Consider the following 12462-nt stretch of genomic DNA (forward strand, 5'->3'; position numbering starts at 1 on the left):
ACAAATTGGGTACAAAAAAGAGGTGGGTATACATGCGGATTTTTACTCCTATCATCGTCGTATTTTTTCTTTTAAGCCTTTCCGCTTGCTCGAATTTCGCAAAAAGGGAAGAAATACCGGTGGAAAGTTTTTTTATGAAATCGCCGAAAGGAAACTTTCAGATTTCTCCCAGCGGAAAGTATATTGCCTTTTTGCAGTCATACAAGGGGATTCAAAATATCTATCTAACGACTTGGAATAACACAGACACCAAAAGGATCACAACAGAAACGGATAAGAATATAGCAAACTATTTTTGGGCGGATGACGACGAACTGGTGTTTTGGAAAGAGCGGTCGAAGGATGATAATCTGAATATATATGCTGTTAATAGAACCTCGTTGTCCGTCCGTAACCTCATTACCCCCGAGCCAATGCGATTTCGGTGGGTAAGCCAGCAGGTGAATAATGATGAGTTGTTGATTTCGCTAAATAAACGTGATTCTTCTGCTTTTGACGTATATCGGTTAAATCTTCATAATTGTCATTTAAAGATGGTGGCAAAGAATCCGGGTAATATCAGTAATTGGTTCGCAGATCTGGATGGAAAAGTGCGTTTGGCGGTAGCGAGCGACGGCGTAAATGAGACATTACTTTATCGGGATAATGAGACGAGCGAATTTAAGCATGTCTTCGAGAATAATTTCAAAACAACGGTGAAGCCTTTGCGATTTATTGAGGGGAAAGCAAATCACATATATGCCTTGTCGAATATCAACAGAGATAAGCAAGCCTTGGTCATCATCGACTTGGAGAAAGGAGAAGAAATTAAGACCATTTATGTACATCCGGAAGTAGATATCGATAATATCCGTTTTTCGACCGTTGCGAAAGGGCTTGCTTATGCGGAATACGATACTTGGAAACCCGAAAGACATTATTTTAATAAGAAGATTAAAGAGGTTCATGAAGATCTAACGCGAAGACTAAACGGATACTGGATGCGGGTGATCGATAAGAACGACGCTGAAACGAGGTTCATTATTCGTACTTACGCTGATGACGATCCGGGGGCAATTTACCTATATAGCATCCAAGACGATCATTTAACGAAATTAGCCGATGTTAACCCCGCTTTGAACGGAACAGCATTATGTAAGATGGACTCTATTCGTTACGACGCGCGAGATGGTATGACGATTAGTGGATATTTAACATTGCCCAATCAGCTAAAAAAGCAAAATTTACCGCTTATTGTTATACCTCATAATGGTCCTTCTGCAAGAAATGTATGGGAATATAACAGCGAAGTTCAGTTTCTTGCTAATCGTGGATATGCTGTTTTTCAACCAAACTATAGGGGCTCAACGGGCTACGGAAAAGAGTTTTGGTCAGCCGGTTTCGGTGAGTGGGGCGGAAAGATACAGGAAGATATTGCTGATGGCGTAAGATATCTGATCGATAAGAAGGTCGCGGATCCTAAACGAATTGGCATTTTTGGATATAGTTTCGGCGGATTTTGCGCGCTATACGGTGCCTGTTTTCATAACGATTTGTATAAATGTGCCGCATCCTATTCGGGAATAACCAATTTGTTTACTTATTTAAAAGAAATTCCTCCTTATTATAAACCTTATTTGCAGATGTATTATGAAATCATTGGTAATCCCGAAAAACAGGCAGACTATTTTCGCGCAGTATCACCTGTCTTTCATACGGATAAGATAAAGGGGCCTATTTTTATTGCACAAGGCGGTAAGGACGAACGTGGCAATGTAAACGAGACCAATCAAATGGTACGAGACCTGAAGGGCAAAAACATTAATATAACTTATTTTTTGAAAGAGAAAGAGGGACATTACTTTAAAGATGAACAGGCTCGCTTGGCGTTTTATCAGCAACTTGAAGTGTTTTTTGCCAACAATTTGGGCGCTAATTAATCGGTTTATCGGTATCATATATGCCAAATCATAACCATTATCGAAAAAATTACCGGCTTATTATCACATTTGCTGTCCTGGCATCACTATTATTTATTATAGCCTTGGGCTTTGCAAAGAAATATGCGCGGAAGCTTGTTGAAAATGAATTTGTCGGAAAAAAAATCGATGTTTTAGATAAGAATATAGAGTCTTATAACGACCTTTTTTTTAATAAAATACCGGAAGTATCCTTTTATCAGGGATATCTCGATTCCAATTCTGCCTTCATTTATGCAGACTCCGTGTTAAAAAAGTATGCTTTTGTAAAGCGCATTTTATTCTTTGATGCTTATGTAAGCCACACACCTACAGGATTAGGGATAACGCCCCGTGCCGTGTATCAATTTAGAAGAGATTGTCCGAAGAGCCAGGTAATTTATCGAGCTAACTCCGGTGAAAAATTCGATATTCGTATTGCCGATGATTTTAATAGTATGGCCGCAAGGCTTGCCAGCTTCATTGATATCGCTGATACTTCACGGAGTGTTAATAACGATGAGATAAATAAGTTCTTTTATGCTGTTATTCCTGAGAAAATAACGTACATGAATATTCCTCGGAAAGAGGACATCAAAGCATACAAGCAATTCGTAGAAAGCGAGATTGATAATAACTCGATTTATGAACAGGATATCTTGAGCTATTATATAGATCCGCAGGACCTAAAATTAGTGAATAATCATCCGGAACTTTATGAAAAGATCGAAATAAAACCACTGTTCTATGCAACGCTTGATACCGATCCCGACTTGCTGACTACGGAGAGTCCCTTACCCGGTGCGCTTGCTTCGTATAAAATATACTTTAGCGCTAATAGAAATTTCTTGATAAAGGAGGTTAATAGACGGTTTATGCCACTAGCGCTAATGATTTCCTTAGGCTACTTGGTATTGTTTGTAATTGGGTACCTGATCTATCGAAATATTAGTTTTAATAATAAGATGTTTAAGCTGCAATATGATTTTGTCAATAACCTTACCCATGAATTTAAAACGCCTGTAAGTGTTATTAAAATTGCGGGCAATAATATTCAAAGTGCCAAAGAGTTAAAAGAGGACGCCAGAAAGCTATACGGTAAGATACTGGATGAGGAGGCAGATAAGCTTAATAATCTATTGAATACCTTATTATCTTTTACACAAATTGAGAATAAGTCCATTAAATTGAAATATGAAAAGGTTAATTTAAAAGACTTTTGCGAAAAAATTGTAAATCGGTATCAACTAAAATACCCTGGTTTTGATTTGCAATATGAGCTTAAAGATGTGTCAACCTTGCATACAGACCAGGTCTTACTCGGTAGTGTGTTCCAAAATTTAATAGATAACGCTTATAAGTATTCCGAGGAAGGCAGTAAATCGTTAAAAATCACTATTTTTAAGCAAAAAAAGCAAATAATGTTTAAGTTTGTCGATAAGGGAATAGGAATTCCAAGGAGCGAACTTATAAATATATTTAAAAAATTTTATAGAGTAAAAAGTCAGTATAACCAACAAGGCAGTGTAGGTTTAGGTTTGGCATTTTGTAAAGAATTGTTGAATTTTATGGACGGCGATATCCAAGTAAAGAGCACCTTGGGAAAAGGGTCAACTTTTCTAGTAACACTGCCATATGTACATTAATTAGACGAACAGCACAGAAGTAAAACTATGCAAAAAAACACTAAAATTGCTGTAATAGAAGATGATGAAAACCTTCGATTTTTGGTTGTTCATCGATTAGAATCGGAACATTACCAAGTGATACAGGCCTCGAATGGGAAGGATGCGGAGACGTTAATATTAACTGAAAAGCCGGATATTGTATTGTTAGACTGGATGTTACCCGGAAAGCAAGGGTCAGAGGTCTGTGCAAATTTGCGCAAAGCAGGTTTTAATAATCTGGTTATTATGATGACCGCCAAGTCGCAGGACGTGGATAAGATAGACGCATATAGCTTCGGTGTTTCGGATTATATAACTAAACCCTTCAATATGGATGTTTTAGTAGCAATGATCGAAAATAAAGTGAAGTTTTTTGTTAACAACGCAAATGACACTTTATACTTTGGTAACACGGAACACCATCCAAACACGCATTCGTTAATCAGAGATGGGAAAAAAATAGAGCTGACTATTCTTGAAAATCGGATTCTACTTTATTTCTTGCAGAATGTGAATAGGGTTATCAGTAGAGACGAACTTATGCAAGTGGTTTGGGGATACAGTTCCAATGTGAATACCCGCACCCTCGATATGCATATCGTGCGCTTGCGGAAGAAGATTGAAATTAATCCCGATAAGCCGTATCATTTACAAACAGTACGGGGAATGGGGTATAAATTTGTTGCAGATAGAACCTAGTTGTTAATATCTGTTAAACACATTAGTGGATTTGTTTTTTTAAGAAAAAGGAGTTAACTTCGTTGTTAACTCAGCAAGACCACGCTTGGTAATAAGGCGTGGTCTTGCTTGTTTTTTATAATGGAACCTTAAAGTATTATTTTTATGGCAGACGTAACATATTATAGCAAAGAAGGATTGGAAAAGTTGAAGGAGGAACTTCAGTATCTGAAGACGGAAGGAAGGGCCGCCATAGCAAGAGCTATTGCTGAAGCAAGGGACAAGGGTGACTTGTCCGAGAATGCGGAATACGACGCAGCCAAAGAGGCGCAAGGCCTTCACGAAGCAAAGATCGCAAAGTTGGAGGAGGTTTTAGCAAATGCGAGATTGATCGATGAGTCTAAATTAGACGTAACCAAAGTGTTGGCTCTATCCATTGTAAAATTAAAAAACACAAAGAATGGAGCGATCATGACCTATCAATTGGTTTCCGAAACAGAGGCAGATCTTAAATCCGGTAAAATATCGGTAAAATCACCGATAGCGCAAGGCCTGTTAGGTAAATCCGTAGGTGATAAAGCTGAAATAGAAGTACCTGCAGGGAAAATCGAACTGGAAATATTGGAGATCTCACGATAGCTTGTATAGCGGTTATGTGCGGTTGCTGCCATAACCGCTTACATGACGCTAACGGTGGGTTAAGTTGTTAGATTTATGCTTTTTTAATTTTTAATTTTTACTTCCTTGTATTATGTCTTCTTTATTTTCAAAAATTGTATCAGGTGAAATTCCGGCGCATAAAGTGGCTGAGTCAAATGATTTCTTGGCTTTCTTAGACATCAATCCCTTAGCGGAAGGACATGTACTCGTGATTCCCAAAAAAGAAACGGATTATATCTTTGATATGGAAGATGATGAGTACATTGGCATCTGGATGTTTGCCAAAATTGTTGCATCAGCTATCAAAATAGCTTTTCCATGCGAAAAGGTGGGCGTTGCTGTGATTGGACTGGAAGTGCCGCATGCGCATATCCATTTAGTACCTATCAACCATGTAGGTGATATCAACTTCTCGAAAGAAAAACTGAAGCTTAGCAGTGAGCAACTTAGCGAACATGCTGAACGTATCAGACAAGAGCTGGCGAGATTAACGAGTAATTCGTAGTGTTTTCGTGCCGCAATGAGGTATAGATCGGTCTTTCTTATTTTAATCGATGGGAATTTTCTTTTATAAAAGATTCCCAGCCAGTATAGCTCTTCTTACCACTGCTTGTGCCGCGTCCTTGAAATGCATGGCATACCGCCACTGCAAGCCCGTCTGTTGCATCAAGAAATTGTGGGCTCTCCTTGAAGTTTAATAAATTCTTTAACATGGAGGCAACTTGTTCTTTCGATGCACTGCCGTTACCTGTTACGGATTGCTTTATTTTCCTGGGCGCGTATTCCGCTATTTCAATTTTTTTGGCTAAAGCGGCTGCCATGGCTACTCCCTGAGCTCGCCCTAACTTCAGAATGACCTGGATGTTTTTGCCATAAAATGGATCTTCTAAAGCCATGCAATCAGGATGGTACTGATCGATTAGTGAGGTGGTCTTCTCAAATATACGTTGCAACTTAAGCGCCTGATTTTCCAAATGATCCAGTTTAATGATTCCTAAGCTTATTAAGCTCAGTTGTTTCCCCTTTTCCTGAATTAAACCGTAGCCCATCACTTTGGTTCCGGGATCGATCCCCAAGATAACCCGCTCTTTTAAATCGCTTTGCAACATGTCACAATATTACGATTTTATTAGCATAAACAGGGTTAAGAATGTTCTTTCGGCCTTGCTATGTTATAATTTATTTAAGTTTTCTTAACATTGCAAAAAAAACACCATTGAGCACGAGGGGAAAAAAAATAATAAGTGTAAGTATTAAAATTACCGTACTCTTACTGACGATATGGTTCATACATAGGAAATTAAGTGACAATAAAAACCTATATGAGTTTAAACGCTTAATCGGACGGTTGGATACAGAGTTACTAAGCTTAACCATTTTTTCGCTTTTCACTTTAATGCTTATAAACTGGTGTTTAGAATGCATTAAATGGCAATACCTTTGTCGTCCCATTCAAAAAATTTCCTTCGTAAAAGCGTTTGAATCGGTTTTTTGCGGGTTAAGCTGGGCTATTTTTACACCTAATAGGATAGGCGAATATGGTGGACGGGTATTGTTTTTAAACCCTCGTAAACGCATGTTCGGTGTACTGGCTATGGCCGTCGGAGCTTTCGCTCAGTTAGTCATTACCAACATGATGGGAGCCATTGCGTTGGTATGGTTTATTGGCAACTACAAGTACCCTTCGTTTTGGTTATATCTCGCACTCTGCTTGTTGGCCCTAGGCTTTATTCTCCTCATGTTGCTTTTATACTTTAGAATCAAATGGCTTAATCGTTTCATCCGGAGGATCAAATGGCTCACTAAAGTGCAACGCTTCTTTTTCCTATTAGAACGATATGATACAAAACAGTTATGGTATGTTTTTTCCATGTCGTTATTCCGATATGCCGTGTTTACGTCTCAATATATGTTGGTAATGCACATACTTATCCCTTCGATACCCACAGGGCCAATGGTTTTGATGGTTTTTTTATTGTTTTTTATTCAATCTGCAATGCCTTCATTAGATTTGTTGGATGTGGGTGTAAGAAGCTTAACGGCGGGATATCTTTTTGCTTTTATAACAACGCAAGAGTTGGCGGTTATGGCCTCTGCGGCATCCATTTGGTTTATTAATCTGATTATTCCGGCCATCATAGGTTCGGTATTTGTTTTTAAAATTAATTTCTTTGGCAATTCAAATCATTAGTGGGATCACTACGATACTGTGTTTATATTACGGATATATGGTGTTTACGCTCCGAAGAGGGTGGAAGCAGCTGCCGGATCATGTAGCTAAGAACACGCACACTTTTAAAACATCGGTCAGCGTGCTCATCGCAGCTCGCAATGAAGAAGGTAATATTGCAAAAACAATAGAGTGCATCTTGAAGCAACATTATCCGAGTGAGTTAATGGAATTGATTATTATAAATGATCATTCGACGGATAGAACAGCTGAAATTATTGCATCGTACAGTGATCGGGGGGTTAAATTGATTGAGTTGAATGAGCATGAAAAACTAAATTCGTATAAAAAGAAAGCCATCAGTGAGGGAATTGCTAGTGCAAAGGGTGAGTTAATGGTCGCAACGGATGCCGATTGCGTTATGGGCCCAAATTGGTTACGCACCATTGTGAGCCTGTATGAAGAGAAGAACTATAAGTTAATTTCTTCTCCCGTTGTTTATCACCAAGAGAAGAGTTACTTCGAGAAATTACAGACCTTAGAATTTTTATACCTTATAGGTTTGGGTGCTGCTTCTATTGGCCTGCGTAGGCCATCAACATGCAATGGTGCCAATCTCGCCTATCGGCGAGACGTATTTTATGAATTAGGTGGATTTAACGGAATTGACGATTTAGCAAGTGGAGATGATGAGCTTTTTCTGCATAAAGTGGCGCAGAAGTATCCCCTCGGTATCGGGTTTTGTAAGTCGGAGGAGGCTATTGTCTATACAGAAGCTAAAGAAAACCTGAAGGAATTTATCCGGCAACGGAAGCGCTGGGCCTCTAAAAGCACTAAATACAAGAATAAAAACATCGTGCTATTAGGAATAGCAATTTGGATATTCAATCTGGCGGTTTTACTGAATGCCTTACTGGGCGTTTTTTTTCCTCCCATGCTTTTAGGGTTCGGCATCATTCTGTTGGCTAAAATTGGGATAGAGCTTTTATTTTTAATGCCGATTACAAAATTTGCTTCCCGAAGTGCCCTGCTGATCAATTTGCCTTTACTCAGCGTTATGCATCTTTTTTACATCGTTTACATTGGGATCGCCGGTAATACCGGTAAGTATTATTGGAAGGGAAGAAAGGTGAGATAATGGTGATGAGTATTTTATACTAGGGAACCACTTTCTCCCGAATCGCTTCTTCTGCCGCTTTTACTACGTCTTCTGCTGTGCGTCCTTCCGAAGAGATAGGAGCAAGCACTTCCCAGCTCATCGCTGTGAAAGCACGAAGCGGAAAAGAACCATATTGAACCATTTTCCAAGAGTTGTTAATGACTACGGGTACAATGATTGCATGAGGTACTTTTTTTAGAATGGTAGCGATGCCGCCAACCGCAAAGGGTTTCATAACGCCTGTTTTGGATCGTGTCCCTTCCGGAAAAATAACCGTTGACCAGTTTTTATCTTTCATGTTCTTCGCCAACTTCAATATTTCCGCGATCGACTGCTTTGGGTCACTTCGATCAATATTGGCTGCACCACCATATTTAAGATTGAACGATATACTTGGAATACCGCTTGCCAGCTCAATTTTAGACACGAATTTGGCATGATGCTTTCTTAGGAAGTAAATCAACGGCGGGATATCATACATGCTTTGATGATTTGCAATGAAAATGATGGGTTGAGCAACAGGTAGTTGTTGATTATTGATAAAATGTACGCTATTTCCTAAAAGATAATAGCTGCTTGTAAGAAACCAATTAAGGATATCGACAGACCTTTTGTGCGCTTCATACCCGCCTAGTTTGAGACAGATCCACTGAATAGGGTGGAAGATCACAAGAATAAGGCCGAAGTAAAGGTAATGGAATGGTGTCAGGATATATCCAAAAAATTTGTTCATATGTAAATAATCTGTTTTTGTGTAACCTATAAGACATGATATTTCATGTATTAAAGGTTCTACCATTGCATTTTCAACCAGGTCTTTTGCAATGCCAGCAAAAATAAATATTTTTATAAAGCTATTGAATAAAAAAAGCCCGGCGTATGCCGGGCTCAAACAACATTTCAAATCCTTTAGAAGCCAAAAGCCTTCCTTACCGGTTCAATATAGTCCAGTTTTTCCCAAGTAAAAAGTTCTACCTCCACGGTCTTTACTTCACCCATCGAGTTTTCGAAGGTTTTATTAACAATAACGGATTCGCGTCCCATATGGCCGTAAGCAGCGGTCTCAGAATAAATAGGATTTCGCAATTTTAGTCTGGTTTCAATTCCATAAGGCGTTAAATCAAAAAGCTCAGCTATTTTTTCTGCAATCTGTCCATCGGTTAAAGCCACATTGCTTTTGCCATAGGTATTTACATAAATACCCATTGGGTGCTTTACGCCGATAGCATATGAAAGCTGAACGAGTATCTCGTCTGCAATGCCCGCAGCTACCAGATTCTTCGCAATATGTCGGGCAGCATAAGCTGCTGAACGATCCACTTTTGAGGGGTCTTTACCTGAAAATGCGCCACCACCGTGTCCACCTTTACCCCCATAAGTGTCTACGATAATTTTCCTGCCGGTTAATCCTGTGTCTCCATGCGGGCCGCCGATTACAAATTTACCCGTGGGATTAATGTGGTACGTAATGTGTTCATCAAATAATTGCTGAAGCTCAGGTTTGAGCTGCGCTTTCACTCTAGGAATTAAAATATGGATGATATCATGTTTAATCTTGTCGAGCATGGCGCCCTCTTCATCAAAATCGTCATGTTGGGTAGAGATGACAATGGTATCAATACGCAATGGGGTATGGTCATCGTTATAAGCAATGGTCACTTGTGCTTTCGCGTCCGGACGTAAATAGGTGATGTCTTTATTTTCCCTTCGAAGGGCGGCTAACTCCAGAAGAAGTTTGTGCGAAAGATCCAAGGCCAATGGCATCAGGTTCTCCGTTTCTTTGTTGGCGTAGCCGAACATAATGCCTTGATCGCCTGCTCCCTGATCTTGCCTTTCTTTACGGTCGACGCCCTGGTTGATATCAGCCGATTGCTCGTGGATGGCAGACAAAATTCCGCATGAATTGGCCTCGAACATATAGGCTGATTTGGTATAACCAATTTTTTCAATAACCGATCGGGTGATCTTTTGAACATCTAAATAGGTGTTCGATTTAACTTCTCCCGCTAGGACGACTTGTCCGGTAGTTACTAATGTTTCAATAGCTACGCGCGCATCGGGATCCCAGGCAAGGAAATTATCAATAAGTGCATCTGAAATTTGATCAGCTATTTTATCAGGATGTCCTTCGGAAACGGATTCTGAAGTGAATAAGTATGGCATAAATTATTGTTTCAAAGATTTTTACCTAATATTATCTATTTTGTAAAATGCTTGATAAGTATGAAGTGTCAATTTGAAAGGCAATCATTAGCACTTTTTTACTGTGGTTGCAATCCCGCCATTTGATTGGCACGCAAATCATTCCACATTTTACCGTGCAAAAGTACAATTCATTTTGCTAATATAAAAGGAACGAGCAGAGAAGTATTTTTCGGGGTAATAATTGATGAGTATTTACACCTCAATTATACGTACAGGTGTGATGCATTCGTAACCCTGGCTTAAAAAAGGAGTGCCATAATACTTTCGTTGCTGTAGGTATTAAATTCAAGTGGGTTTAGTACATTTGTAAATGAATAGGCGCGACTGTTAAATGACAAAAAAACGAATCCAATTTCTAATCAATCCAATATCCGGAGGGAAGAGCAAGAAGGGCTTTGAAAGGCTAGCGAGAAAATACCTCAACGACGATCTGTTCGAAGCGAGTTTTAAGATTACGGAAAGGGCTCAACATGCGTCAGAGTTAACGAAAATAGCGATACAGGAGCAAGTAGATTTAGTGGTAGCAGTGGGAGGAGATGGTACGATCAACGAGATCGCGAAGGAACTATTGAATACCCCTACGCCTTTAGCAATTGTGCCCGAAGGCTCCGGAAATGGTCTAGCGCGTTATTTGGGAATTTCTTCTGATGTATCGCAAGCCATCGCAAAAATCAATAAAGGCCATATCATTACGATCGATAGCGGTCTGGTTAACGGAAAAGCTTTTTTTAATGTTGCAGGGATGGGTTTTGATGCCCTTATCAGCGATCGCTTTGCGGAAAATATGACCCGTGGCCCCGTAGGCTATTTAAAAATCGTGCTTAAGGAAATCAGTCGATATAAGCCCCAGGAATATACGATTTGTATAGATGGCAATGAAATACAACGGGAAGCATTTATGATCAGTATAGCTAATTCCCCGCAATATGGAAATAATGCTTACATTGCTCCCGGTGCGTCTGTTGACGACGGCCTACTTGACGTTTGTATCATTAAGCAGTTTCCATTAATTCAGTTTCCCGTAATGATCTACCATTTGTTTAGCCGAACTGCCCATCAATCGGATTACGTGGAAATTATTAAAGGAAAACAGATCACCATTGAACGCCCACAAAGGGGGCCGGTGCATTTAGATGGGGAACCGTTTACGCTCGACAAAAAATTGTCAATAGAAGTTTTGCCCTCTTCATTAAATGTTGTATGTTAGTAAAAGGCTTTAAATACCTTTATAATGGCTAAGCAGAAAAAACAACAGTTTGACGGTATTGTCTATTCCACTGATCAGAATTATAGCTATCGGGAAGAGGAATCTTTTGAAACAGACACCTTGCCTGCGGCGAAGCAACAATTGCGTGTTCAACTGGATAAAAAACAACGGGCGGGAAAAGCGGTAACGCTTATTACGGGTTTTGTGGGAAAGGAAGAAGATTTATCCGCTTTAGGGAAACAATTAAAACAGCGATGTGGAGTTGGGGGCGCCACCAAAGAAGGACAAATTATGATTCAAGGCGATTTTAGGAAAAAGATCGTCGAGATCCTAACCACCGAAGGGTATAAAGTTAAATTGATAGGAGGCTAGACCAAATAAGCTTTTGGAAATAAATTTGCCTAAAAGCACAATATTACCTTACTGCCAACGTTTACAATTGCATCTGAAAACACTTAAACGCTATTTAAATTTTACATTTGAGTTAAGGCGAGAAAAAAGAGGGGGCATAGTGTTCTTTTTACACTTAGTTTAGGCAGTTGGAAGAGAATAAATTAACAGGATTTGGGATGGTGTGATAATGACACATTCAAATGCACAATATTAACGAATAGATGCCGGAATCGACGTTTTTTTTATGTCATTTATTTGCAATTACAAAAAAAAATAGTTTTTATTGTAAAATATTGTCTTCGAAAATGAGGGCAGTGACACAATAGAGCTCTTTTTTGGCGTTGATGCCGCTGTTGCACGTTAGAAGGAGAGATATTTAAAAGTTA

General features: G+C 39.3%; 12 protein-coding genes. 9 read left to right on the top strand and 3 right to left on the bottom strand.

Annotated features, from left to right (window positions below):
• Positions 1-134: 134 nt before the first annotated feature.
• The 5 genes from ACH11B_RS08150 to ACH11B_RS08170 all read left to right on the top strand — a co-directional run bounded on the left by ACH11B_RS08150 (position 135) and on the right by ACH11B_RS08170 (position 5447).
• Positions 135-1919: a S9 family peptidase gene (locus ACH11B_RS08150; protein WP_404274012.1), complete on the top strand. Its 1785-nt coding sequence runs from the start codon at positions 135-137 to the stop codon at positions 1917-1919.
• A gap of 20 nt (positions 1920-1939) precedes the next feature.
• A complete protein-coding gene (locus tag ACH11B_RS08155) occupies positions 1940-3583 on the top strand; it encodes a sensor histidine kinase (RefSeq protein ID WP_377613230.1) in 1644 nt (547 codons plus the stop codon).
• Between the two features lie 27 nt (positions 3584-3610).
• On the top strand, positions 3611-4303 hold the full coding sequence (locus ACH11B_RS08160; protein ID WP_013664859.1) for a response regulator transcription factor: 693 nt from the start codon (positions 3611-3613) through the stop codon (positions 4301-4303).
• A 144-nt stretch (positions 4304-4447) separates the two neighbouring features.
• The gene (greA, locus tag ACH11B_RS08165) at positions 4448-4921 is read left to right on the top strand and encodes a transcription elongation factor GreA (RefSeq protein WP_013664860.1); all 474 of its coding nucleotides are present in this window, start codon (positions 4448-4450) and stop codon (positions 4919-4921) included.
• Between the two features lie 112 nt (positions 4922-5033).
• Positions 5034-5447: an HIT family protein gene (locus tag ACH11B_RS08170; RefSeq protein WP_013664861.1), complete on the top strand. Its 414-nt coding sequence runs from the start codon at positions 5034-5036 to the stop codon at positions 5445-5447.
• A gap of 37 nt (positions 5448-5484) precedes the next feature.
• On the opposite strand, the gene ruvC is transcribed toward ACH11B_RS08170, so the two are convergent.
• Positions 5485-6051, bottom strand: a complete 567-nt coding sequence (gene ruvC, locus ACH11B_RS08175) for a crossover junction endodeoxyribonuclease RuvC (protein ID WP_377613231.1) — start codon at positions 6049-6051, stop codon at positions 5485-5487.
• 107 nt (positions 6052-6158) lie between these two features.
• On the opposite strand from ruvC, the gene ACH11B_RS08180 reads away from it, so the two are divergent.
• Entirely contained in the window at positions 6159-7133 is a 975-nt protein-coding gene (locus ACH11B_RS08180; RefSeq protein ID WP_242627106.1) for a lysylphosphatidylglycerol synthase domain-containing protein, read from the top strand.
• A 37-nt stretch (positions 7134-7170) separates the two neighbouring features.
• Positions 7171-8250, top strand: a complete 1080-nt coding sequence (locus tag ACH11B_RS08185) for a glycosyltransferase (RefSeq protein ID WP_013664864.1) — start codon at positions 7171-7173, stop codon at positions 8248-8250.
• Positions 8251-8269: 19 nt separating this feature from the next.
• On the opposite strand, the gene ACH11B_RS08190 is transcribed toward ACH11B_RS08185, so the two are convergent.
• Together ACH11B_RS08190 and metK are read right to left on the bottom strand one after the other, a co-directional pair.
• The gene (locus ACH11B_RS08190; protein ID WP_041388039.1) at positions 8270-9004 is read right to left on the bottom strand and encodes a 1-acyl-sn-glycerol-3-phosphate acyltransferase; all 735 of its coding nucleotides are present in this window, start codon (positions 9002-9004) and stop codon (positions 8270-8272) included.
• Between the two features lie 176 nt (positions 9005-9180).
• Positions 9181-10434 (bottom strand): methionine adenosyltransferase, encoded by a 1254-nt coding sequence (gene metK, locus ACH11B_RS08195; protein ID WP_013664866.1) that lies wholly within the window; start codon positions 10432-10434, stop codon positions 9181-9183.
• A 373-nt stretch (positions 10435-10807) separates the two neighbouring features.
• Here metK and ACH11B_RS08200 point away from each other — a divergent pair, with 373 nt between their 5' ends.
• Complete coding sequence (locus ACH11B_RS08200; RefSeq protein WP_130854482.1) at positions 10808-11683, top strand: diacylglycerol kinase family protein; 876 nt, start codon at positions 10808-10810, stop codon at positions 11681-11683.
• 24 nt (positions 11684-11707) lie between these two features.
• A complete protein-coding gene (locus ACH11B_RS08205; protein WP_013664868.1) occupies positions 11708-12055 on the top strand; it encodes a translation initiation factor in 348 nt (115 codons plus the stop codon).
• Positions 12056-12462 lie beyond the last annotated feature (407 nt).

It is taken from the genome of Olivibacter sp. EAT-5 (genome assembly GCF_044784325.1).
GTDB classification, from domain to species: Bacteria; Bacteroidota; Bacteroidia; order Sphingobacteriales; family Sphingobacteriaceae; genus Olivibacter; species Olivibacter oleidegradans.